Below are 24,783 nucleotides of genomic sequence, written 5' to 3'. Positions count from 1 at the left end.
TTTCGGGTGAAAGCCCGTCCGGCTGTGCTCTGGAGCACGCCCGTGCTTTACGCACTGAACCTTGCAGTGCTGCAAGACATGATGCGAATGCACGTATTACCGCTGCACGATTCTCGCGGCCGTCCTGTCGCTTCGGGCGCGCCGCGTGAGCGAGGGAGGACCATGGAAGTCCGTTATCTGGTCGAGGTTTTTCGATTCGTCGCTCGGCCTGCCGCCTCGGTCGCGTAGTCTCGCTTTTGCGCGCGCCAGTTTCTGCGCCCGACACGACGACGACCAGGCGAAGAAGAGGCTGCTGCAAGCGATTCTGGTCCCGAGTCGGCCGCCTCCGCCCGCAGCACGGTTTCCGGACCCTCCTCTATCGAGATCGACCCGGCGCTCTCTCGGGAACGATCCAGCAGGGTGCCACGGTGGGTCGCGCGCCGTCAGCCGCCGAACAACGGAAGCTGGGCGGAAGCCTGGTGCGAGCTCGGAACGCGAAACCGCGTGGTATCGAGTCGAAACGCACGCTCGTCCAGTCCGAGCCGCCGGCTGGCGAGGTCGAAGCGCTTTTCGAGCATGTCTGCATACGGCCCCGTACCGCGCATCCGGACTCCGAATTCGCTTCGGTAGAGCTTTCCGCCGCGGGTCTGCCGGATCAGCTCGAGAACGTGCGCCGCGCGATCCGGGAAATGCTCGTGCAGCCATTCGGTGAACAGCTCACCGATCTCCAGGGGCAGCCGTACAAGGACGTAGGACGCCGTGCTCGCACCAGCTTCGGCGGCGGCTTCGAGCAGCCGTTCGAGCTCCCAGTCGTTGAGGCCCGGAATCATCGGTGCAGCCAGCACGGCGACGGGGATGCCCGCTTGTGAGAGTTTGCGGATCGCCTGCAGCCGCCTTGCCGGCGTGCTCGCGCGCGGCTCCATCACACGCGCCAGCTCCGGATCGAGCGTCGTCAGAGAGATGCTCACCTGCGCAAGCCGCTGTGAAGCCATCGGTGCAAGAATGTCGATGTCGCGTACGACGAGCGCGGACTTCGACAGCAGCGCAACGGGGTTTGCGAACTCTGCGAGGACTTCGAGCACCGAGCGCGTGATGCGAAGCCTGCCCTCCGCCGGCTGATACGCATCGGTGTTGGCGCCGAGCGCGATTACCTGCGGCCGATACGACGGACGGGACAGATGTTTTCGCAGAAGCGCCGGCGCATCGTGCTTCGCAAAGATGCGGGTCTCGAAGTCGAGGCCCGGCGACATGCCGAGATACGCATGCGACGGTCGCGCGAAACAGTAAACGCAGCCGTGCTCGCAGCCGCGATACGGATTGATTGACGATCCGAATGGAACGTCGGGCGAATCGTTGGTTGCGATGATGCCTCGCGACTTGTCCGGGAGGATGCGCGTCGCCGGCGACGGACGGTCCTCGATGCCCGCTGTCCAGCCGTCATCGAACGCTTCCTCGGAAACCGACTCGAAGCGGCCTGTACGATTGGACAACGCGCCCCGCCCTTTCACTGCGTTCGCATTCATAGGAGCGAAAATATGACGAAAATGGTGCGCCGTCCAGCCGAAAAAGGCGATCCGCCGCGTTCGCGGGCTCCCGACGACGGTCCAGATGGCCCCGCATCGATTCGCAACCACCCATGCTCGCTAGAAGATTCTTGCAGACTGAACATCCCGCTTCGCGACGCTGTCTACGCCGGCGAGAGCGGATGAACTCCGACTCGGAAGGAGGAGACTCGATGAATCCCACGAAGATCCTGATTTCGACGGTCGCAATGGTGGCCGCTGCCGCGACGCCGGCGCTCGCCGAATGGCGGTGGGTCGAAGAAGCTCCAGCGCGCACAGAGACGCACGTCTACGAGGAGCGCGTCGAACCCGACTATTACCAGCAGGAGCCGCGCACCTATCGCGAGGAACAACCGACGACATACTACCGCGAAGAGCACTACACGCCGGTGGTCACCGATCGCGAGGTGTTCCACGACGGGCGATGCCAGGTCACGCGCACGTACATGAGCGACGGGACGACTTCGGACGACCGGATCTGCAGCCGGCTGATGTTGCCGCACGAGTTCATCATCGATCGCATCGGACGCACATTCGATCACCTGCGCGGCTTCGATCGCGGCGTCCACTACTGAATCCCCGCGCGAGCGTTCCCTCCGGTGGTCCAACTCCTGATAGAACCATTCAGGCAGCGTCCGCCGGAGGGAAACCATGAGCACTTCCACACAGAAATCCTCGCTTAAACCGTTCAGCCGCAGACAGGAGCACGTCGCGAAGCTCTTCATTCGCCTGATGGCCGCGCTCAACACGTTCGTCTATCGCGTCAGCGGCGGACGCGTCGCCGGCAAGTGGACTCACGGCGAGCCGATGCTCCTTTTGACGACGATCGGCCGCAAGACCGGCCAGCCACGGACCGTCCCGCTCGTGTACATGCGCGATGGCGAAAGGCTCGTCGTGGTCGGTTCGCAGGCAGGAATGTCAACGGACCCTCAATGGATAGCCAACGCGTCCGCCAACCCCAACGTCGAAGTCGAGATCGGACCCGAGAAACTCAAGATGCGTGCGCATCGCGGCACGGCGGATGAGAAAGCCCGTTACTGGCCGGCGCTTTGCGCGATGAATGCCGACTATGCGGCCTACCAGGGTCGCACCACCCGCGACATTCCGATCCTCATACTCGATCCGGAGGATCGGTGAGAAGGAACCAGAGGATCGGTGAGATGGATCCGGAGGATCGGGTGAGTGAGATGCATCCAGAGGATCGTCACCAAACTTTATAACTTCGCTGCGCTGGATCTCTCGGAGTGTCGCCCTCACACTCGGCACATAAAACGGAGGATCCCCTATGTCCGAGGAAAACGTCGAAGCGGAGCTCGCGAGATTGCGAGCGGAGAATGAAACGCTCAAGCAGCGCGCCACCCGGCCCGGAAGCTTCTCGATGAAGGTATCCGAGAAAGGCGGCCTGTCGGTCTACGGAATGGGCCGTTTTCCAGTCACCCTCTATGTCGAGCAGTGGGAAACGCTGCTGTCGCGTGCGGACGAGATTCGCGCGTTCATCGAAGCCAACCGCGGTCAGCTGAAGAAGAAGGAATAGCTTCCGCACCGGCGCGTACCCGGATGCGCGGCATGGCGAGGTCTTGTCGGCCGCGCTTCACGAGCGTTACTGTCGGGTGGCGATGCGAGCGCTTGCCGTAACCCGCCTGATTGCGATCGCAATGCTGCTGCCCATCCGTGCCGCAGCGCTTGCAGCGAGCGAGCCCGAGTGCGGCGTGCCGGCAAGTGGAAACCAGACTCCGGTAACGTCGGACGCGCTCTTCATACTCGCCAGCGCCGTCGGCAGTCGAACCTGCCTTGCCTGCATCTGCGACGTCGACGATTCCGGTTCGGTCAACTCGGCCGATGCGTTGATCGACCTGAAGTCGGCTGTCGGTCAACCGGTGGTGCTCGAGTGTCCGGCATGCGGGACGGCAACGACGTCCACGACCACCACAACCGTCTGTTCCGCCGAAACTCCGCAGATCCCGCCACTCGAGATCGTCGCCGTGCACGCCACGGCCGCAGGGTTCGCCACGTTTGCAGCACAGCCGCCCGACTCGTCGGACTGGTATCTGGTCGAGCAGTCCGGGCGCATCCGCATCGTCCGCAACGGCGAGATCCTCGAGCCTGCATTCCTCGACATCACCGCGTCGATCGGAAGCAACCTCGGCGAGCGCGGGCTTCTTTCCGTAGCCTTCCATCCCGACTACGCACACAACGGACGGTTCTTCACGATGGCTACGCCCGGCGACGGCGCCAACGGCACGTACGCGCCGATCAACGCCGATGCGATCGTCGAATGGAGCCGAAGCACGTTCGATCCCGACCTCGCTTCGCCCGCGAAGGTTCGCGACATCGTCGTGCTGCCGGCATCCGCCGATAACCACAATGGCGGAACGATCCTGTTCGGCCCCGACGGCTATTTGTATGCCGGTACGGGAGACGGTGGCGGCGGGTGCGAGAGCGCCAAACCCGGAGCAGTGCAGGACACGACCAAGTTGTTCGGAAAGATCCTGCGACTCGACGTCGATGCGGCGGCGCCGTTTGCCGCACCCGGCAATCCGTTCACGGTCGACGCTCGTGTTTACGACTACGGTCTTCGCAACCCCTTTCGATTCGGCTTCGACGCGGCGAACGGCGATCTCTACATCGGAGATGTCGGCCAGAATTCGTTCGAAGAGATTTCGGCGGCCGACCGCAACGCGGCCGGGCTCAACTTCGGCTGGCCTGCCTTCGAGGGAGCCGTGCAGGGAACCTGCGGCAACAAACCGCTCGGCGGTCCGTCGCCGCACACGCCGCCGATCCTTTCGATCGACCGGCGTTCCGGCAGCGATGATCCGTTCGCGGACTATTCGTCGATCGTGGGCGGTCGCGTCTATCGTGGCAGTGCCATTCCTGCACTGCGAGGCGTGTATCTGTTCGCGGATTTCAGCGGCGCCGAGCTGGGAGCGCTTCGCTACTGCAACGGCCAGGCCTCGGATCCGGTCGCGATACCACTGTCGCAGATTCCGGTGAGCAAAGGCTCGCTCGACAGCATCACGTCGATCGTCGAAGGCAACGACGGCGAGCTCTATGTGACGTACGGTTTCGCTACGCGCATCGGCCGCATTGCGCCTCGGTAAACCTAAGTCTTCGTTGCGCTCCGCTTCTTTTTTTGCTTGTCGGCGCGCGGGCCGGCGTCACCCGCAAACGACGGGAGGGAGTCGAACCAGCGCATCACGGCTTCTTCGTAGAAAAGCCCGAAGCGTGCCGTCAACGCGACGAAGTCCTGGCTCGCGCCGAAACCATCCGCGAGGTTGCGGTATTCTTCGAGTCGACTTTCGTGTCGCACGCGGTGCGCCCGGAGAAAACGATCGAGCCGCTCGCGCGGAAGACTGTCACCGAAGAACATCGTCAGAAGCAGTGGAAAACGGATCAGCTCGGGCGCCGGCTCGCGTGATATCCACTCGGAGAATGCTCGACGACCCGATTCATTGATGGCGTACGGCCTGCGTGCACGCGCACCCTCCTGGCCCGCATCCACATAGCCGAGCTCCTCGAGCGTGCGCAGCTCGCGGTAGACCTGACTGCGCGTCAGATTCCAGAACTGTCCAATCGATTGTTCGACGACCTCGGCGAGTTCCCACCCGGTGCGTTCTCCGTGGTGGAGAAATCCGAGCAGCGAAGCGGCCGTTGGGTTCAGCAGGCTTTTTTGCGGCATCGGAATCCCTCCGGCGAGGCACAAACCGCCGCATACCTGTTGCGACAGTCTAATTTGCTAGGTCTATTAGAGGGGTCTAATCGAAGTCCCGCGAGGAGGATAGCAGCCGATGACGCCATTCCAAGCACTTCGAGGCCTTCACATCCTGCTCGGCACCGTTGCGCTCTTTCTTGGGCCGCTCGCCATGTTCGCTCGCAAGCGGCCGGGTCGGCATACGCGCGCGGGAGAGGCTTACCACTGGACGGTCCTGGCGGTCTGCCTCAGCGCGCTCGCAATGTCGGTTCTCGACTGGCGCCGGATCTGGTGGTTCGCACCGATCGCGATCTTTTCGTACGCATTCGCGTTCTATGGATATCTGGCGGCGAAGCGCCGGTGGGACGGCTGGCTCATCGCGCACATCATCGGACAAGGCGGGTCATACATCGCAATGACGACCGCACTCCTGGTGGTGCACTGGTATCAGGCGTACGGCGACGCCGGCCTGACTTCACCGTGGCCGTGGTTACTGCCGACGATCGTCGGCAGCGTTTTCATTTCGCGGGCCGTCGAGCGCGCGCGCGGACACCGTACGAGCCGTTCGAAGGGATATCTCTCCGGTCTGCGCACGCGACGGGCGGGTCCGGCCCGGGAAGCTCGCGCTTCCGGGCCGGACTCGTTTCCATCGCTCTAGTTGAACACGCCTTGCGTAGTCAGCACGCAGTGATGCACGACGCGCGACGTGCTCGCCGAACACGACAGCTTGAAGACGACCGACGACGAGCTGCTCGCCGGCGTATAGTCGCCGCCGAGCGCAATCGGACCTTTGGCCGAGTTCTGCTGGTTGCTGAAGAGCTGGGCGTCGCCGGTGTCGACATTCTTCGACGTTCCGTTTTCGAACGCATCGACGCTGCAATTGACCGCGCCCTGCCCGTTCGCATAAGCCACGTTCACTTTGGCATCGACGAGGTACTTGTCGCCTCCGGTGGTCGCCGCCGACTGGGCGATGACAGTCGGCGTGGTACCGATCGTCACCTTGTCGCACTTGATCGAAGCACCGTGCGCCGATCGGCCGTCCTTGCCCTGCTGTCCCGGCGGTCCGCTCGATCCCGGAGGTCCCGGAACGCCGTCGTGGCCGTTCGCACCGTTCGTGCCGTTCTGACCGGGCGCTCCGTTCAGGCCATTGGCGCCGTTGTTGCCTTTCGGTCCGGTCGGTCCGGTCGGACCGGTGGCGCCTTGCGGACCGATCAGCGTGGTGCCGATCGCAAGGTCGAACGCGCCCCGGTACGGCGTGCCGGAGTTGCTCAGGCCCTGGTTGCTGACGACTTCGAGCAGATGGTTTCCCATCAAGCGCGTGAATCCGACCGGAAGCAGGATGCCGATGCTCGTGTCGGACCACGAGATCGTCGCACCGGCTCCCACCAGGGACGTGTCGCCGAGATTCACGTCGCCTTTGACGGTGCCAAAGTTGTGACCGCTGATGTTGATCGCAAGGATCTCCACCAGGCACGCCTGTCCGGGAGAACAGGAGGAGGGATCTGGCGGCGTCACCGACGCGCTGGCGCTGGAAATCCAGACCTGGCCGGAGGATTTGGAAACGAGCTGCGCCTGGCCTGTCGACGGCATCGAGAGCAGCAGGAGAGCGGCTACGGCCGCGAGAGACCGCGGCCACATTTCGAAGGACTTCATCTACAAGAACCTCCTGTCCTTCGACAGAGCGAAGGACCTTGGCCCCCAAGTTTTTCGATGAGCCCCGCGAACCGGACCAAAGTCACAAGTGACCCCGTCCAACATTTGCGGTGGTACTTGGCAGGCGAATCTCCGTCAAGGAGATCGGACAAAAATCGCGGACCGGGTGTGGTCCCGGTAACTTCGGCCGAACCGTCCATCCGGTGCGAGAGGGCTCGCGTCGCTAGGTCCCGTGACGGGCGAGCGGCCAGGGTCTGCAGAGGCCTGCATTGATCTGTTACTTCATTTTTGCTCGTGATGTCCCCGGCTCTGCTAGTGTCGAGAGCTCGAGCGGAAACCGAAGTGGCAGCAGTGCAGCGAAAGGCCGGCAGGAAAGCTCCTCCGGCAAAACGAAAACGACGGCGGTCGCGCATCCCCGTGCGCAGGATCCTTGTCGCCGCGCTGTGCCTGGTGCTGGTCGCCATCGGCGTTTCGGTCGCGGCACTGTACGGCGAGATCTCGACGCTTCTCGAGGAGCGCCGGGCGGCCATGAGCTCGTCGATCTTCTCGGCGCCCCACCGCATCCGCACCGGTGACGACCTCGAGCGCAGCCGGCTCGTGGGCCGGCTGACCTCGCTCAGCTATTCGGCGGTTTCGGTGCCCGAGGCGCCGGGCCAGTACCGGACGACCGCGGCGGGGCTTGAGATCTACCTGCGCGGGTTCGAGCGTGGGGCCGAGCGCCACAGTCCCGCCCTCGTCAACGTCCGCGTCGAGCACGGAACCATCGCCGGCGTCAGCACTCCCGGCGGCGATCCGATCGAAGACGCCGCGGTCGAACCCGAGGTCATCGGACGCCTGATTCCCGGTGCGCCGGCCGAACGCGTCGAGATCCGGCTCGCCGACCAGAAGCCGTACCTGATCGAAGGCCTGCTCGCGACCGAGGACCGGTATTTCTACTGGCACCCCGGCATCAACCCGGTACGCATCATCGTCGCGGCCGTCGAAGACCTGCGCGCGCATCGCTTTGCGCAGGGCGCCAGCACGCTGACCCAGCAGCTCGCACGCACGTTCCTCGAGCGCCGCGAGCGCACGCTCGACCGCAAGTTCCGCGAGCTCGCCGTGGCGCTCGTGCTCGAGTTCCGCCTGACCAAGGACCAGATCCTCGAGCGCTACATCAACGACGTCTCGATGGGCGCCTACGGCGGCGCGCCGATCCACGGCATGCCGCAGGCCGCGCGATATTTCTTCAACAAGGACCTGAGCCGCGTCACCCCGGCCGAGGCCGCGACGCTGATCGGAATGGTGCAGGCGCCGACGCTTTACGATCCGCGACGTCACGCGGAAGCCTCGAAGCAGCGACGCGACGTCGTGCTCGGCATCATGAAGCGCGAGGGCGTCATCGACGACGACGCCTGGGCCGAGGCGGTCGCGACTCCGATCCGGCTCACGAAGCCGCCCGGGCTTCGGCGTGCGCCGAACTTCACCGATTACGTGATCACCGCATTGCGGACCGGCGCGGGAGTCAGCGGAGATCTCGCCGGCCTCAAGGTCTACACGACGCTCGATGCGGAGATCCAGGCCGAGACCGTGCGGGCCCTCACCAGCAATCTCGAGCGCCTCGAGAAGAACTACCGCGGGCTCCGGCGAACCGGCAAGACCTCCAAGCTCGAGACGGCGGCGGTTGCGCTCGACGCGCACACCGGCGCAATCCGCGCAATGGTCGGCGGGCGCAACTACTCCGAGAGCCAGTTCAACCGCGCCGCCGATGCGCTGCGCCAGCCGGGCTCGGCCTTCAAGCCGCTGATGTACGTGGCGGCGATGGATCCGGATCGTTCGCCGCTTACGCCGCCGCTGACGCTGTCGTCGCTTCTTCCGGACCGGCCGATGAGCTTCGGCGGCTGGTCGCCGGAAAACTACGAGAAGACTTACGAGCAGCAGGTAACTGCGATCGATGCACTGTCCGAATCGCTGAACATCCCGGCGGCGTACGTCGGCAGCCGGCTCGGCCCCGAGCTGATCGTTCGCACGGCGCACGAGCTCGGGATTCCGCAGCATCTCGAGCCGGTGCTGCCGATCGCGATCGGAGCCGAAGAGACGACGCTCGTCGACCTGACGTCGGCCTATCAGGCTTTCGCGAGCGGCGGCATGAGGTCTCCGGCGTATTCGATCGAATCGGTGGCCGACGCCGCAGGCCACGAGATCTACCGACATGAGAGTGTCGAGAGTCGCGTCATCCCTGCCGACGTCGCCTACGTGATGACCGGCGCTCTCAAGACCGTGCTCAAGTCGGGAACCGGCGCGAGCGCGGGACATCTCGGCCTCGACCTTCCCGCAGCCGGAAAGACCGGGACCACGCAGGACTACAAGGACGCGTACTTCGTAGGCTACACTCCCGATCTCGTTTGCGGCGTGTGGGTCGGATTCGATGCGCCGCAGAGCATCGGTCTTACCGGCGCCCAGGCCGCACTGCCGCCGTGGGTTCAGATCATGCAGCACTCGGCGGCAGCAGGCGCACGCGACTTCGACATGCCGCCGGGGATCGTGATCGAGCGCGTCGATCCGGAATCGGGCGGGCTTGCGACCTCGTCGTGCGGGAAGCGCGTCGCGCTGCCGTTCCTCGCCGGGACCGAGCCGAACGACTATTGCCCGCTCCATGGCGGCGACGGCTCGGCTGTCGCATCGACGCGGAACTGGGGCGGCTGGCACAGCACGCCTCCGGTCGCCGTCGCCCGGCGCGAAGAAGAGCGGCCCCGTACGAACGTGTTCAGCAAGGTCGGAAAGTTCTTCGGCTCGTTGTTCCGGCATCACTGAACGCACCGGAGCCGCGAAAAGTCCCGTCCGTAACGGTTCCGTAAGGACGATCGTGCTGCTTGTGCGCTAACATGAGCAGATCAAGGAGGTTCCCCATGAACCCGTCCCGCGTTACTGCCGCCTGTCTCGTCACCGCCGCCTTCTGCAGCCTCGCGTCAACTTCGTCGGCCCAGTTCTATCCGGCCGAGAATGTCGACTACTTCCTGAAAAGCGTGGGCACGGCGGTCCTCGGCTCCAGCGACAAAGGCTGCCACGGGCAGGGCGTCAAGTTCGACGGCAGCCGGTTCTACTCGACGTGCATGGAGACCAACGGCAACAACACGGCCTATCTCTACGTGCACGATGCGGCCGGCAACCGCATCAAGCAGTTCCAGTACAGCTCGGAGTACGAGCATCCGAGCGGGATCATGCTCGACAACGGCTGGGCGTACACCGGCTTTACGAGCGAAGGCGTCAACATGTACACGCGCCTTTATCGGTTCAACGGTGCGGGCACTGTCTCCTACCAGGGATTCTTCGATCACTCTGTCGGCTTCGCCGGTGGAATCTTCACGACCCCGACCGATTTCAACACCACCATCAAGACGCGTTACTACTCGTTCGACCAGTACTACGAACGGCAGTGCACGCCGACGGACGGAACCTGCGGCACCTACACCGACTACACGACCGCCAACAACATCGACGGCGAAGAAGGCGTGCAGGACTGCGACTTCTATTACAAGAACGGGCGCTGGTATAAGGCGTGCCTTCTGCTATCGAGCACGCCCAACCGCATTCGTGTCTGGAATGCGAGCCAGACGCGCCTCGGTCCCGACAACGCGCTCGCCAATTTCAGCATGAGCGGCCAGCCCGGCGAGTCGGGCGGTTTCGGTTTCTACCAGGACCCCTCCGGGGTCATGTGGATCGTCACGTCGCCCCCGCCGGCGACCAACCGGCGCTTCTGCGACGGCTGCACGTTCAGCGGCGGCGATGTCTGCGACTGCACCGACAAGCAGAACCGCCAGAGGATCCGCTTCTACAAGTTCAGCCATTTCGCATGGCCGGGGTGAGGCCTCGCACACGACACGCAGCAACTGACACCCCGACGGGCGTGCGGGCGCGCCTGGCGCTCTGCGCTCTTGTCTTTCTCTGACCGGCGGTTGTGCCATACAGGACGTATGAAATCTCCGCGCCGCGCAGGCTCCCCGTCCCTTCTGACCGCCACGCTCGCCGCTGCAGCGCTCGCCGCCGCTCTCATGCCGGCATCGGCCTCGGCCGGCTGTCCGCCGACGCCTCGCGAGCAGGGCCAGTGCCTCCCCGTCGGCCAGACTTCGCTGTCGATCGACGCATACGGCCACTTCGAGTGGCGCGCGTCGCGGGCCGCAGCCGCAACCGCCGATGAATTCGTCGACTCCGCCGCCTCCTACCAGCTCTGCGCGTGGGACGAGGAGCATCTGGTCGTAGCCGCCGACATCCCGGCCGGCTCCGAGTGCCGCGGCATGACGTGCTGGAACAAGCGCGACACCACCTGGCGATACAGCGACGACGTCGGCGCCAACGGCGACATCCGCGTTCTCGATTTCACCGGCAGCGACGAGGACCGTACCAAGCTTCACACGATAACGATGGTCATCGGCGGCATCATTCTTCCGGTCAACGGCGGCGTGGTCGTGCAGCTTGCGCGCACCGACAACGACACGTGCTTCGAAAGCTTCATTCCGGCGGATTCCTTCTCGCTCGACGACAAGGCCGCGTTCGCCGCGAAATTCTCCGACCCGTCGGTCTCAGGCGCCGCCGAGTAACGAAGCCCTGTCTCCGGCGCAGCCTGATCGGCCGATGAGCTCCGCGAAACCGCCGGTTGCCGTCATCGGCGCGGGCATTGCCGGCCTTGCCGCCGCCGATCTTCTGCTGCGCGAAGGCGTTCCCGTCGTCGTCCTCGAAGCGCGCTCGCGCATCGGCGGACGCATCGATACCCGTTACGATTTTGCCGCCTCGCCGATCGAGCTCGGCGCCGAGTTCGTCCATGGACGGCATCCCGGCCTGGTCGACTACATCCGCGAAGCCGGGCTGCATCTCGACGAGCGTCCGTTCGAACCGCTGATGGTGCAGGATGGAAAAGCGATCTCGCAGCCGCAGTCGTGGGAGAAAGTCTTCGAGGAGCTGGCCAATCCCGATGCCCGCGATGTTCCGATCGGCCGGCGCATCGGCGAGCTGCTCTCCAGCGGCGAGTGGAGCGAAGCCGAAGCGCGGCGGCTTCGCCGCTACGTCGAAGGTTACATGGCCGCTGACGTCGACCGCGTGAGTGCGCTTGCGCTGTCGCAGGAGACGCGCGCCTCGCGCGAGCTCGGTGACGACGGCAACGCGTCGGTCCGCGAGGGCTACGATGCGCTGGTGCGTCACCTCGGGCGAAGTCTCGGGAACGACGACGCGAAGCTGATGCTGGGCACCGCCGTCACGCGCATCGCATGGCAACAGGGGTCGGTCGTCCTCGACGTCGAACCGGCTGCCGGCCTGGTGCGCGCCTGCCGCGCGATCGTCACGGTCCCGCTCGGATTCCTGCAGGGCAGCGGCGAAGGGGCAATTGTCTTCGAACCGGCCATTCCCGCGGTTCGAACTGCCGCGCGCAAGCTTGCGATGGGCAACGTCGTCAAACTGTTCCTGCGTTTCCGCATGCCTCTCGACGAAATCGCAGGCATCGAGAAAGAGCTTTCGAAAAGGCTCGTGCGCGCGCGTTTCCTGCAGACGCCCGCCGGGCATGTACCGACCTGGTGGCGGATCGGTGACGAGCACAAGCCGATACTCGTCGGCTGGGCCGGCGGCGCATCGGCCGACAGGCTCTCCGGCAAGTCGCAGCAGGAGATGATCGATGCCGGCATCGATACGCTGTCGCATGCGCTCGCGCTGCCGCACGACGACGTGGCATCCGCGGTCGAAGCGGCTGCCGTCGTCGACTGGAGCGCCGACCCGTGGTCGCGCGGGGCCTATTCGTGGATTCCCGCCGGAGCGCTCGACGCGGCACCGCTGCTTGCGACGCCGGTTGGAAGCACACTGTTCTTCGCCGGCGAAGCGACCGACACGTCCGGTTACCGCGGAACCGTGCACGGCGCGCTCGACACCGGGATCCGCGCTGCACGCCAGGTCCTCGACTCGTTTTAGACGCGATACCGCGGCGCGATTTTTCGGAAGCGAAGCGGAAGGCCCTCGACTGCCTGTCATCGAGTCGCTAAGGTCGCGACAAGCCGACGTACGGCACCCGGGCTTCGAACCAACGGGTTCGCAGCGCAAGGAAGACAGGTATGATCCGGAAACACTCTCCGGTCGCGCCGGGAAATCCTCGCAACCTTCGCGACTTGCGTCGTCGGCGCAGTCTCCTCGAGCTGCGCGCCGTGCGCCGCGCGCACGATCTGCGACTGCTGATCGGCGGCTGCGCGAACGAGCCAGCAAATTCCCGCAGCCTCGCCCCTTCCGCATCGACACAGCCCGTGCTTCGTGCGATTCCATCGCCCCGCCGGGTACGACCGGCCGCCTGGAATCGGATGGAAAACCAGATGCAGACCCCGAAGCAGGAAGACTCCGCTCCGAATGAAACCGCGCCGAAACGATCCACCATAGCGTCGTTCCTGCTGAGCTCGGTCGCGCGCCCGCCATGGGTCGGCCTGATCCTGCTCTGTCTCGGATCGATGATCTTCGAGCTCACGCTGTTCGCGCTGCTGCCGATGACCGAAGAGGCGCGCAGCCTGCTGTCGATGAGGCTCCTGCTGACCGCGATTGCCGCGATTCCCGCTCTGGCGGCGGTGGTGGTTGCCGTCGCAGCCAATCGCAAGTCGCCTCTGGTTCCGAAGATCGACTACCCGGCGGCGCGGATCTCGAACGTCGGCGCCGCGGCGCCGCAGCCGAAGCGTTGGCAGGACTACCACGACTGACCGCGTCCGGCGCCTGCCGAACGGTCCACTTCCCGTGTCAGCCCCGCTAAGCTCCACGACGTGGACGAGCGGATCGAAAAGGACAGCCTCGGCGAAGTACGCGTGCCGGAGGACGCACTGTGGGGCGCGCAGACCCAGCGCGCGGTCGCGAACTTCCCCGTCAGCGGACGAACGTTTCCGCGCATATTCCTCGAGGCGCTCGCGCGGGTGAAGCGAGCCTGCGCGACCGCCCATCCCGGCCTCGACGACGCGATCCGCCGCGACATCGTCGCGGCCTGCACCAGAATCATCGCCGGCGAATTCGACTCGCAGTTTCCGGTCGACGTGTTCCAGACGGGCTCGGGCACGTCGACGAACATGAACATGAACGAAGTGATCGCGAACATCTGCAACCCGTCGCGCGGCGTTTACGCGCCGGTGCATCCGAACGATCACGTCAACATCGGTCAATCCTCCAACGACGTGATACCTACGGCGGCCCACGTCGCGGCACTCGTTGCCATCCGGCGCGAGCTCCTGCCTTCGCTCGGCCGCCTGCACGCCTCGCTGTCGGCCAAAGCCGGAGAATTCGACGCCATCGTCAAACCGGGACGGACGCATCTGATGGAGGCGGTTCCGGTGCGCCTCGGCCAGGTTATCGGCGGCTATGCCCGTCAGGTCGAGAAACGTGCGGGCGAGATCGATCGCGCATCGCATGCGCTCGAGGAGTTGGCCATCGGCGGAACGGCAACCGGTACGGGCCTCAATGCGCCGGCCGGTTTCGGAAAGCGCGTGGCGGCGCTTCTGTCGCAGGAGCTCGGCTTCGCGCTGCGAGAAGCGTCCAACCACTTTGAAGCGCAGGCCGCGCGCGACGACATGGTCACCGTGTCGGGAGCGCTTCGAGTCGCAGCCGTCGCGCTCGCGAAGATCGCCGGCGACATTCGTCTGCTCGCCATGCTCGGCGAAGTGGTGATTCCGGACCTCCAGCCCGGATCTTCGATCATGCCAGGCAAGGTGAACCCCGTGATGTGCGAGATGCTCATCCAGGTCTGCGCGCAGGTCGAAGGCAACGACCTCGTCGTCGCTCTCGGCGGCCAGGGCGGCCAGTTCGAGCTCAACGCGATGATACCCGTGATGACAGCCAACCTTCTCGATTCGATCGCACTGATGGCATCGTCGTGCTCGCTGTTTGCGGAGCGCTGCATCGACGGGCTGGCGGCGGACGCCCGCCGAAGCGCCGAAACACTCGACAAAAGCCCACTGGCTGCAACCGCGCTCGCGCCGAAGATCGGTTACGAGCGCGCTGCCGAGCTGGCAAAGCAGGCGCGCGCACACGGCGCCAGCATCAAGGCCCTCGCAATCGAGCAGAACCTCGTCACGGCAGACGAGGCGGAACGCCTTTTCGACTTCCGCCACCTGACCGAGCGCGCGGACGAGGATTCCCCGAAATGAGCAACGGACGAGAGCAGCACGCCGAGCAACTCCTGCGCGCGGTAAACGATGCCGCTGCCGCCGTCAGCTCGCGCTTCGTGACGTTCGTCAGCGTGGGCGCCTACGTTGCGGTCACCGTCGCGTCGACCACGCACGAGATGCTGCTGCGGGCGTCGAGCATGGTCACGCTGCCGCTTCTCAACGCGCAGATCCCGATCATCGGACCGTTCGGGTTCTACAGCGTCGCGCCGTGGCTCGTCGTGCTGCTGCACTCGGATCTGCTGCTGCAGCTTTCGATCCTTTCGAACGAGCTCGATCGTTTCGACCAGGAAGCGTCCGCGCTTCCTGCCGAGCCGCAGTCGCTGCTCCGCCAGCGTGTCGCCAACTTCTATTACGTGCTGTACCTGACCGCGCAGGCGCCGTCGCGGTTCCTTCACCTTCTTTCGGCATTCATCACGTGGGTCACCACTGTCGTGCTGCCGCTCGGACTGCTTCTGTGGATCCAGATCCGTTTCCTGCCGTTTCACAGTCCGCTCAACACGTGGATGCATCGTGCAGCTCTTTTCGCGGACGTGGCTTTGATCCTGTTCGTGCTGATGCCGCACCTGTGGTCGCGCTGGCACGTGACGGGGGACGTTCCGGGATCGCGAACGCTGCTGCGGCGCGCACTGTCGGTGCCGACGCTGGTGCTGGCGGCATGCGCCGTGACGGCATTCGTGTCGCTGTTCGTCGCAGTCATCCCCGGGGATACCGAAGGCAACGCTTCGTGGTTCGCGCAGAACATGGAGCTGCGCGAGCGCGTGCTGACCGCCAACGTGCTCACGCCCGAGGATGTCAACGAGCTGCGCGACAGTCCGCCCGACCGCCTGAAGATCGTGCTGTCGAAAGTCACTCCGTACCAGGCGCTGCAGGGTCGCGATTTTCGTTATGCCGACCTGTACAACGCCGTGCTGCCGAAGCTCGACCTGCGCGCCGTGCGCCCTCAAGGCGTCAGCGCCGTGCTTCCGGAGGACTGCGAAGCCCGCCGCGGATGCGAGGATCCGCCCGAATGCATCGACACCACGCTCGAGCGCACCCGCATGGCCGGCGCGAATTTCGGTTGGGCATCGATGCAGCAGGCCATGTTCGACGACGCGATTCTCGACGGCGCGGACCTGTCTTGGGCCAAGGTCCAGTACGGCTCGTTCTCGCGTGCGACGATGAACGGCGCCAACCTGAAGTCGGCGCGCGTCACTGCCGCACACTTCGACGGGACCAAGCTGTGCGGAGCGAACCTCAGCGAAGCGCAGATGCAGAATGCGTCGTTCGTCGGCGCGCACCTGCGGGGTGCGACCCTGCGGAGTGCCGATCTCGCGAATGCGAATCTCGAAGGCGCCGACCTGCGCGGTGCGGACCTGTCGTCGGCAAACCTGACCGGCGCCGTGCTGCGCAAGGCGCTGCTCAAAGGCGCCATTCTGCGCGGCGCCGCAATGGACGGCATCAAGATGGACGGCGCGACGATCGAGCTCACCGAAGTCACCGCCGCCAAGGGGGACAGCAACGACAGCTCGAACGCGACCGTTGCGTATCTGGTCGAGCTCGCGTGCGACGACAGGGCGACCGCCAGGGGAATCGTTGCGCAGGCGCTCGGAAGCCCCGCAAGAGATCGCCCCGCGCTCGCGCGCGAGCTGCTCTCCGCTCGCGACAGACCCGACTGCAAAGGGATGGGTGAAATTCCGAAAGAGGACATCGAAGCGCTCGCCGTGCGGTCCGAGGCGAAGACTGCGGGACGTTAAGCCCCTGCGAGCCTTGCTCGCGCACGACGAGCGCCGATCGGGATGCACCGCGAGTGCCGTGCATCCTTGTTTCTGTTTTACGGAGCCTTGGGGGCTGGCGCCGGTGCCGCCGGAGCGTTCACATGAACGTCGACGCTCTTCGTCGGTCCACCTCCGATCACTCCGGAGCGCACCGCAAGAAATCCGCCAACCACAACCATCACAAAAATCACCACGACGGCGACAATTCCTGTACTGCTGTCATCTGCCATACATCGATCCTCCGTTCTGGATTGACGCCGCAACCATGCGACGCCGAACACAGGGGATTGACCGACCGCTCTCGTCGGAGTCACCTGATTCCTCAATGCTGACACCGCGCGTTGCAGCCCGTCAACGCGATACACCGATGCGCAAGCAATGCGTTCCCTCGACGAGTCCCCTCACCTGCGTTTTGTTCTCGATTGGTGGGCCGACCGTCGATAACGGGTCATCTGCGGCGTTGGATTTCGCTTCGTTCGCTACGACGTACGGGAAGTACGTCTTCGCTCACTACACGAAATCCGCCTTGCATCTGACCCGTTCTCGACGGCCGGCTCGTCACACGACCGCTCTCGCGGCTCGATTGCATCTCGGATTGAGGGTTTTCGTTTAGCGTGACGCTGCGGCGCACTTCGTCATACGCGTTCCCCTCGAGATCGGACGCTCGTCCAATTCATTCCGCGTCGCTCGACGAGAGACGCGATTCGAAGTGCGTCGTCATCGGCGGCCGGCCCACCAATCGAGACGAGAAACAATCAAGAGACGAGAGCGTCGTGGCACGAGCCGGCCGTCGAGAAGGGGCCAGATGCAAGGCGGGATTCCGCGTAGAGAGGGAGTCGTACTTCCCGTACGTCGACCGAACGAAGCGGAATCCCAACGCAGCAGATGGCCCCTTATCGGCAGTCGGCTCACCAATCGAGACGAGAAACAATCAAGAGACGAGAGCGTCGCGGCACGAGCCGGCCGTCGAGAACGGGTCAGATGCAAGGCGGGATTCCGCGTAGAGAGGGAGTCGTACTTCCCGTACGTCGACCGAACGAAGCGGAATCCCAACGCAGCAGATGGCCCCTAATCGGCGGTCGGCCCACCAATCAAGACGAGAAACAATCAAGCGACGAGAGCGTCGTGGCACGAGCCGGCCGTCGAGAAGGGGTCAGATGCAAGGCGGGATTCCGCGTAGAGAGGGAGTCGTACTTCCCGTACGTCGACCGAACGAAGCGGAATCCCAACGCAGCAGATGGCCCCTTATCGGCGGTCGGCCCACCAATCGAGACGAAACGCTAGTAGGCCGTCGCGCAATAACCGCCGGTGGCATTCACCCAGTTCCGCTGAATGAGGAAATGACGCGTGCCGAGCTTCATGTTGGCCTTGGCGCCGTTGACTGTGTACGTCGTCCCGAAAGTCCACGCACACTTGTCGGCATTCTCATATCCGCGCTGATCATACCACGCATTCAGGTCCGGATCGGTGACGGCTTCCTCGAGCTCATGCGCGATGATGCTCGCCATTCCGTCCGCGCCGGCGTTGCCGTTCGGACCGGCGGTCTGCTCAGCACAGGCGTTGATGCAGCGGTCCGGATTTCCGACGAACGAGTACTTGATGTCGGTGCCGCCGACCGTCGCGTGGTCGTGCCATCCGCAGTAGTACGAACAGAAGCCCGAGGACGCCGTTACGTCCGCGGACGTCAGCACGAAGTACACGCCGTTCGGATCCTTCGGAAGGGCACCCGACGTGATCTTGTCGGAGACGACGCCGAGGATTGCGGAATCCGACAGCGATTTGCCGCGCGAGTAATTGTCGGTCACCGAGCCGTTGTACGTGACCGAGTTGCTCACGTGCACGAAGCTGGCGTTGTAGTAGGTCGAATTGATGTTGAAGTACGGCGACGTCATGTTGCTCGCCAGATCAGTGAGAATCGTCGGCGCGGTGTTGCCCGACCAGTTGCCGTACCAGATGTAGTACATGTGCGTGGTCCCGAGCATGACGGGACCGCTGTGGTAGCTGATGCCGTTTCCGGCTCCGCCGCCCGCGCCCGGCGGCTTGGCCAGACCCGACTTCCCATTACTGTTGATCACTTCAGGCTGACCGTAGCCCTTGCCGGTCGGTTTCATTTCCTGATCGGCCGACGCGTAAGCGGCGGTCAGTGCAACCAGAGCCGCTGCGGAACAGATCGAGCGAAGCGCGATGCGCGAAAAAGGCGATGTCATCTGGAGAACCCCCGAGTTCTGCGTTGGTCGGCCGGGATGGAAGGTCACCCGATCCCGAAAGACCCCGCAACTATGAGGGAAGCCGGGCCGGCCCGCAATGTTTTTTTCGCATCCGACCGCCGGTGCGACGAGCTCGCAACCCCTCGCCCTCGCCGATTCGGCGCAACTCACTGCAATTTTTGACGCAGCTGACCGTCGGCCGACAAGCTCGCGTCGGCCGTCCGTGATCCAGCAAGCCCGCCCGTTGCGGCATCGCCCGTGGTTTCGCGTCGCGCTGCTTCGATCGTCGGCCGCAGGTCGTCGATGATCCGCGCCGTACGCAACGTGCGGCCTTCGCGATTCAGATGGTACACCCAGTCATAGAAGTCCTGGACCGGATAAACGTAGTCTTTCGCTGAGGACGGCATTTCGACTTTGAGCTTGTCGTGTAGCTCGCTTTCGAGCCGTTCGATGGCTGCGTGCCTGAGCTCGTAGTGCGGCTCCGGAAGGCACGGAAACAGGAAAACGACCCTCGCGCCACGCGCCTCGACGGCCGCGGCAAAGTCGTTGACGACGTGGATCGCCTCGCCGTCGACCTGGCCCGCCGAGCGCAGAAACGACATCCGCGTGACGTCCTTCGACGGCTTTCCGAGATGCGCGACGATGTCTCCGTACTGGTTGAACGCACGCGGGCAGTAAATGCACTCGGGATCGCTCTTGTGCCCGATCTGCTGCAGCACGCGGTTCACCTTGAACTTGACGTGTCGGAACAGGTTGTTGCCGAGATTGAGCATCTGGCGCCGCGAGTGAATGTACTGCCACCCGTCGGGGTAGAGCTCGAGCACGTCGAGCAGCCGCTCGTCGCCGTCGAGCAGGCCGAAGAACAGGTTGTACTCGGGCACCAGCACCACGACGTCGCCCTTGCGGATGCGCGGCTCGATCAGATCCAGCATGAAGCGCAGCCCCATGTTGAACCCCATGCCCATGTTGACCACGTGGTAGCCGAGCTTTCGCTCGACTTCCGGACTGTCGACGCCGAACGCGAGGTTGGAGCCGCCGACAAAAACGATGCGCGGCGAAGGCGTGGTCTCGAGGTTGTGGACCTTGGTTCCGATGATCGCGAGATAGTCGTCGTAGTCGGGAGGAATGACGATCTGCGCGATCGCGGCCGACACGGCCACGAGCGCAACCATCACGAGGCATCTTTGAATCAGCGCGCGCATGGTTTCAGAACTGGAAGTACACGAAGTCCTGGCCGCCGAACTCCCCGAAGACGAGGATCGCGACGATCAGCGCGTAGTAAAGCCCCCAGCGCACGAGCACCGGCCGCTCGGAAACCCATTCGACGACGTCGCCGTTTCGCTGCCAGTACTGCACGGCCTCGAGCACCACGATCGACGCGATCGATACCCAGAAGCTGTACGCACCGAGGTCCAGGTAGAGGTCGTGAAAGCTCGACATTCCGACCGGCAGCCGCGCGAGCACCGTCATGGCCTCGCCGAGACTGCGCGCGCGGAAAAACACCCATGCCAGCGTGACCAGCGAGAACGTGATCAGGAGCTGCAGCGTGTGATGGAGCCGGGGCATGCGGGCAAGGCCCGTCGCCTCGGCAATCCTTCGCCGCAGCGGCTCGGTGGCCGTGCCGACCACGACGTAGAGGCCGTGCAGCGCACCCCACGCGACGAACGTCCAGCTGGCGCCGTGCCACAGCCCGCTGACGAGGAACGTCAGGAACAGGTTGAGGTACCAGCGCGGGACGGGCACGCGGTTTCCGCCGAGCGAGACGTAGAAATAGTCGCGAAACCACGTCGACAGCGAGATGTGCCAGCGCCGCCAGAATTCGCGGACGTTCTTGGACACGTACGGATGGTTGAAGTTGAGCATCAACCGGAAACCCATGATGCGCGCCGACCCGATCGCGATATCGGTGTACCCGGAAAAATCGCAATAGATCTGGAACGCGAAGAACACCGTGGCCATGACCAGAACCGGCCCGCTGAAGTCCTGCGGCGCGCCGTAGACCTGGTCGACGTAGGCCGTCAGGTGATCGGCGATGACGAGCTTCTTGAAGAAGCCCCACGCCATCAGCTTGAGGCCGCTGGCCGCCAGCCGGTAGTCGAAGTCGTGCCTCTCGTCGAACTGCGGCATCAGCATCGACGAGCGCGCGATCGGCCCGGCGACGAGCTGCGGGAAGAACGAGACGAACAGTGCGAAGATCCCGAAACGGTTCTCCGGCTTCTGGATCCCGCGGTAGACGTCGATCGTGTAGGTCAGCGTATGGAACGTGTAGAACGAGATTCCGACCGGAAGCAGGAAGTGGAGCGACGACACTGGATACGGCAGCCCCGCCCACGTGAACCCGCTGCGCAACGTCTCGTTGAAGAGATTGAAGTACTTGTAGAAGAACAGGATCGCCAGGCTCGTCGAGACTCCGGTGACGAGATACAGCTTGCGCGCGCGCGGATCGCTCGACGCTCCGATGCGGGCTCCTGCCCAGAAGTTGATCGCAGTCGCGGTCAGCAGCAGCACCACGTAGGCGGGATTCCACGCCATGTAGAAGTAGAGGCTGGCCGCCAGCAGCAGCATCCAGCGCTTCTCGTGCGCGAGCGCGAAATACAGCGCGACGACGATCGGAAAGAAGATCGCGAAATGAAGCGAGTTAAAGAGCACGCTGCCCCGACGTGCGGCCGACGGCCTTAAGTCTCGAGAGTTTCATCGGATCGGTAACGGAGGCGCGGCGGACACAGTAGCAGGCCGCCCGCCCGCGAGCATTCGCCGGAGGCTCCGGCCGGGCAGCGGCGAAGCCGGCCGGCCGAAGCTCGATCGTCCCCGGCGGATCAGTCGATACAGCTGTCGCGGTCCAGGCAGTTCGGCCGCGAGATGTCCGGCTTGGCGCTGGTCAGGTCCGAGTAGCAGGTCGAGCCGTCGTGCGTCACGTAGCAGCAGCCGTTGGCCTGCGTGCAGTTGCCCGAGGTCAGGATGCCCGCGTCGCCGCGCTCGCGGGCGTACAGGAAGACCTGGGTGCGATGGCCCGCGTTCTCGCCCGGAACGATGTCGCAGTCCGACACGAACCCGACGCGGTTGCCATCGTCCATGAGCGTGCTCGACGAGTTGGTGCAGCCGGTCGTGCGCGTGATCTGCGTGATCGTCTTGCGGCCCTTGAGGCGGAAGATCTCGTAGTTCCCGTCGGCATTGAACGGAGGCATGCTGCCGTCCTTCGCCTCGCGCTTCTGCGTCAGCAGCTCGCCGTTGGACTGGAACGTGACGACACCGCCGCCATCGGAGACCTGCGGAAACTTCGCCTCGAACGGAGAGCCGACGTTCGTGTACTGCGAGACGCGCGGATGGAACAGGCGGAAGTTGTAGACCTCGTTTCCGGTCGAGCCGTTGTTCCACACGTCGGCGCTGCTCTCGAAGACGAGGTTCGGCCCGCGGGCGAACGGGCTTGCCTCGGAGATCGCCGGGTTCTGGTACATGCCCGACGGAAGTCCGTGCGCGGCGATCTCCTCGGAGTTCATCACTTCGATGCTGGAGTCCGGGGCGTTGTAGACGAACACGATCTGGCCGGTCAGGCCGGTGCCGCTCTGGTCGTAATCGGACTGGAAAGCGGCCGTCTGGCACTGGCGGCTGAAAATGTAGCCGCCAACGACCGGCTTGTTGCTCGTCGTGCCGCTCGGGCCGTTGCTGAGCTGCGTGAAGGTTCCATTGAACGGAAACTCGAACGTTCCGTCGAGCAGGCCGTACAGGAAGACTTCGTTGCTCGAGTCGGGGTTCGTATGACCCGGCCCGGGACGGTTGGAATCGTAGTGCGGATTCGACGGGTTGTTGTTGTCGAGGTCCGCGTTCGACGTGAAGACGAGGCATCGCCCGCTGTCGCTCGTGAAAGGATCGGCATTGACGACCGGCGCGACGGTTTTGGTGATCTGCCAGATGTGCTGACTCTCGAGGCCGTAGAAGAAAATTTCCGGATTGCCGTCGACGTTGCCGACCGTCGGGTCGAAATTGCAGGTGGAGACGAACGCGATGAGCTTCGGCCGGTCGGTTGGAATCGTGTCGGTCGGTCGCGCGGGATCGTAGCTGTCGCAGCCGACGCCGTTCGTCAGCTTCGTAATCGTCCCGGCGCCGGTGAACTCGTTTTCGTGCCACAGGTAAATCTGACGGTTCGCCGTCTGGGTACCGGGCCCGAGCACGTCACCGTTGGAAGCAAACGCGATGTCGCGGCCGTCCTGGAGCTGCAGCTTCGGGCTCTCGATTGTCCCGGTCGTGATGTTCGTGAGCTGGCGCATCACGATGTTGGACGGCGCGGCCGCGGCCTGCGTCGCCGCGAGGCCGATGATCGCGGCGCCAAGTGCCACGCCACGCGGTGCCGCAGCTCGAAGGCCGCGCAAACAATTTCGATTTTCCGTCAATGTCGTTCCCATTCGATGCTCCCCCGCTGTTTCCCGAAAGTCCCGCCGTGTCATGAACGAGCCGTCACGATCGCCTTGCGCTCGAGGCAGCGGACGATGGAATCGGCGGCCACCCGGTTTCCCGCCGCAGTCCAGTGCGCGCTTGTCTTCAGATAAAGCTGTTCTTCATGCGCATGACTGCGCAGGTCGCCGGTCAGATCGCAATAGTCGATCTGCTGGCGGCCCAGATATTCACCGATGCGCCGCAGCGGCGCGTCGATCTTCGCTTCGTCGATGGCGTCGCCGCGCGCCTGGTATTTCCGGGCTACATCCCAGTACACCTGTTCCTTGAACGGGAACAGCAGCACGACGAGCCTGGCGTCGAGCTGCTTTGCTGCAGCCGCCATGCCCGACAGCGCTTCCTGGGTGATTTCGTAAGTGTTGGTCACGCCAGCCTGTTCCACGACGCCCTGCCACCAGTCGTCGTCACGGAAAACGAAGTTGAGATTTCCTTCCTTGTACTCGAACGTATCGCGCGCGCCGTAACGCCGCGCGGCATCGATGAGCCGGTACAGGATGGAGTTGCCGGCGAGCCAGTCCGACGAATCGCTGCGGCGCTGGCGGCGCATCCACGTCCAGTAATCGTCGGTCCCGCTTTTCGACCAGTTGTTGAAGTGAACGTTGTCCTTGAAGTCGTTTGGGAAAAACCCGACCAGGATGAGCTTTGGACGAAGCGTCTTGCCGACTTTGTCGAGCACGCGCGCTTCGGCCATGTTCGAGTAGCCGTTGACGCCGAGGTCGGCGATCGAAAGGCCGGTTCGGCTGGCAAGCAGACGCACCCAGCAATTGGCGACCGTCGAATCGTCACAGAACGTAAACGAGTCGCCCAGGGCGATGGCGTCATAGGGGGGCTGCGTTCCGATGTCGCGCTGCCCGAGGCCTCCGACGCCGACGTCGGTCGTGCGGATGTCGATGTTGCCGCTCTCGGACGGAAAGGTCAGCTCGAGGCCCGGCTTCAGCACGAAGCCGACGTCCTTGTCGCCCTGCATCATGTCTTCCCACGTATTGCGGGCGTCGTAGATGCGCTGGACGGCCTGGAGCTTTTTCGGCATCAGCCCCGGGACGAGCCGCGGGATGGTTTCCACCAGCACGAGCGCGATCAGCAGCCCGAAACCGGCCGTAGCAGCGGGAAGCACCCAGTTTTTGCGGCTCCGGTTCATGAACGGATCGGTAATGCCATGCCTTGGAGTGGACGGAGATTGAGCTTTGGTTCTCGGGCGATCTTGCGGCCGATTCTGCGAGCGATCCCGGCAGACGCCTGCGGGGAATCATCGAAATCCGTCCGGTTTTCTTATCGGAGGCAGACCCTCGTTACAAGGTAGTTTCTTCAGGTTCGACACGCACTAACGCGGCGCTGCCGCGATTT

Annotated in this window: 20 protein-coding genes; 12 read left to right on the top strand and 8 right to left on the bottom strand. The window is 64.2% G+C overall.

Going from position 1 to position 24,783, the window contains the following annotated elements:
* Window positions 1-422: 422 nt before the first annotated feature.
* Complete coding sequence (locus VN634_03920; protein HXC50006.1) at window positions 423-1,502, bottom strand: PA0069 family radical SAM protein; 1,080 nt, start codon at window positions 1,500-1,502, stop codon at window positions 423-425.
* 212 nt (window positions 1,503-1,714) lie between these two features.
* Between VN634_03920 and VN634_03915 the strand changes: the two genes are divergently transcribed.
* From VN634_03915 to VN634_03900, 4 genes are all read left to right on the top strand, one after another.
* On the top strand, window positions 1,715-2,116 hold the full coding sequence (locus VN634_03915; GenBank protein ID HXC50005.1) for a hypothetical protein: 402 nt from the start codon (window positions 1,715-1,717) through the stop codon (window positions 2,114-2,116).
* 76 nt (window positions 2,117-2,192) lie between these two features.
* Entirely contained in the window at window positions 2,193-2,678 is a 486-nt protein-coding gene (locus VN634_03910; protein HXC50004.1) for a nitroreductase family deazaflavin-dependent oxidoreductase, read from the top strand.
* A 148-nt stretch (window positions 2,679-2,826) separates the two neighbouring features.
* On the top strand, window positions 2,827-3,075 hold the full coding sequence (locus tag VN634_03905; protein HXC50003.1) for a hypothetical protein: 249 nt from the start codon (window positions 2,827-2,829) through the stop codon (window positions 3,073-3,075).
* 43 nt (window positions 3,076-3,118) lie between these two features.
* A complete protein-coding gene (locus tag VN634_03900) occupies window positions 3,119-4,639 on the top strand; it encodes a PQQ-dependent sugar dehydrogenase (GenBank protein HXC50002.1) in 1,521 nt (506 codons plus the stop codon).
* A 2-nt stretch (window positions 4,640-4,641) separates the two neighbouring features.
* Here the strand turns inward: VN634_03900 and VN634_03895 are convergent, their stop codons facing one another.
* Window positions 4,642-5,217: a PadR family transcriptional regulator gene (locus VN634_03895; GenBank protein HXC50001.1), complete on the bottom strand. Its 576-nt coding sequence runs from the start codon at window positions 5,215-5,217 to the stop codon at window positions 4,642-4,644.
* Between the two features lie 109 nt (window positions 5,218-5,326).
* On the opposite strand from VN634_03895, the gene VN634_03890 reads away from it, so the two are divergent.
* The gene (locus VN634_03890) at window positions 5,327-5,887 is read left to right on the top strand and encodes a DUF2306 domain-containing protein (GenBank protein HXC50000.1); all 561 of its coding nucleotides are present in this window, start codon (window positions 5,327-5,329) and stop codon (window positions 5,885-5,887) included.
* Here VN634_03890 and VN634_03885 read toward each other — a convergent pair.
* On the bottom strand, window positions 5,884-6,882 hold the full coding sequence (locus tag VN634_03885; GenBank protein ID HXC49999.1) for a hypothetical protein: 999 nt from the start codon (window positions 6,880-6,882) through the stop codon (window positions 5,884-5,886). The two genes, VN634_03890 and VN634_03885, sit on opposite strands and share 4 nt — an antisense overlap.
* 417 nt (window positions 6,883-7,299) lie before the next feature.
* On the opposite strand from VN634_03885, the gene VN634_03880 reads away from it, so the two are divergent.
* The 7 genes from VN634_03880 to VN634_03850 all read left to right on the top strand — a co-directional run bounded on the left by VN634_03880 (window position 7,300) and on the right by VN634_03850 (window position 16,762).
* Window positions 7,300-9,672, top strand: a complete 2,373-nt coding sequence (locus VN634_03880; GenBank protein ID HXC49998.1) for a transglycosylase domain-containing protein — start codon at window positions 7,300-7,302, stop codon at window positions 9,670-9,672.
* A gap of 95 nt (window positions 9,673-9,767) precedes the next feature.
* On the top strand, window positions 9,768-10,724 hold the full coding sequence (locus tag VN634_03875) for a hypothetical protein (protein HXC49997.1): 957 nt from the start codon (window positions 9,768-9,770) through the stop codon (window positions 10,722-10,724).
* A gap of 108 nt (window positions 10,725-10,832) precedes the next feature.
* On the top strand, window positions 10,833-11,456 hold the full coding sequence (locus VN634_03870; GenBank protein HXC49996.1) for a hypothetical protein: 624 nt from the start codon (window positions 10,833-10,835) through the stop codon (window positions 11,454-11,456).
* 34 nt (window positions 11,457-11,490) lie between these two features.
* A complete protein-coding gene (locus tag VN634_03865; protein HXC49995.1) occupies window positions 11,491-12,810 on the top strand; it encodes an NAD(P)/FAD-dependent oxidoreductase in 1,320 nt (439 codons plus the stop codon).
* Between the two features lie 392 nt (window positions 12,811-13,202).
* Window positions 13,203-13,577 (top strand): hypothetical protein, encoded by a 375-nt coding sequence (locus tag VN634_03860; GenBank protein HXC49994.1) that lies wholly within the window; start codon window positions 13,203-13,205, stop codon window positions 13,575-13,577.
* Window positions 13,578-13,637: 60 nt separating this feature from the next.
* On the top strand, window positions 13,638-15,008 hold the full coding sequence (locus VN634_03855) for a class II fumarate hydratase (protein HXC49993.1): 1,371 nt from the start codon (window positions 13,638-13,640) through the stop codon (window positions 15,006-15,008).
* A complete protein-coding gene (locus VN634_03850) occupies window positions 15,005-16,762 on the top strand; it encodes a pentapeptide repeat-containing protein (GenBank protein HXC49992.1) in 1,758 nt (585 codons plus the stop codon). The genes VN634_03855 and VN634_03850 overlap by 4 nt, the downstream gene beginning before the upstream one ends.
* Before the next feature lie 1,301 nt (window positions 16,763-18,063).
* On the opposite strand, the gene VN634_03845 is transcribed toward VN634_03850, so the two are convergent.
* From VN634_03845 to VN634_03825, 5 genes are all read right to left on the bottom strand, one after another.
* Window positions 18,064-18,990: a hypothetical protein gene (locus VN634_03845; protein HXC49991.1), complete on the bottom strand. Its 927-nt coding sequence runs from the start codon at window positions 18,988-18,990 to the stop codon at window positions 18,064-18,066.
* Between the two features lie 167 nt (window positions 18,991-19,157).
* Window positions 19,158-20,165, bottom strand: a complete 1,008-nt coding sequence (locus VN634_03840) for a hypothetical protein (GenBank protein HXC49990.1) — start codon at window positions 20,163-20,165, stop codon at window positions 19,158-19,160.
* Between the two features lie 31 nt (window positions 20,166-20,196).
* On the bottom strand, window positions 20,197-21,639 hold the full coding sequence (locus VN634_03835; protein HXC49989.1) for an MBOAT family O-acyltransferase: 1,443 nt from the start codon (window positions 21,637-21,639) through the stop codon (window positions 20,197-20,199).
* A gap of 167 nt (window positions 21,640-21,806) precedes the next feature.
* Window positions 21,807-23,324, bottom strand: a complete 1,518-nt coding sequence (locus tag VN634_03830; GenBank protein HXC49988.1) for a hypothetical protein — start codon at window positions 23,322-23,324, stop codon at window positions 21,807-21,809.
* A 104-nt stretch (window positions 23,325-23,428) separates the two neighbouring features.
* Window positions 23,429-24,577: a hypothetical protein gene (locus VN634_03825; protein ID HXC49987.1), complete on the bottom strand. Its 1,149-nt coding sequence runs from the start codon at window positions 24,575-24,577 to the stop codon at window positions 23,429-23,431.
* Window positions 24,578-24,783 lie beyond the last annotated feature (206 nt).

Source organism: Candidatus Limnocylindrales bacterium (genome assembly GCA_035571835.1).
Taxonomy (GTDB): domain Bacteria; phylum Desulfobacterota; class Binatia; order UBA1149; family CAITLU01; genus DATNBU01.
The sequence above is the reverse complement of the archived record's forward strand: the minus strand, read 5'-3'. Positions and strand labels throughout refer to the sequence as shown.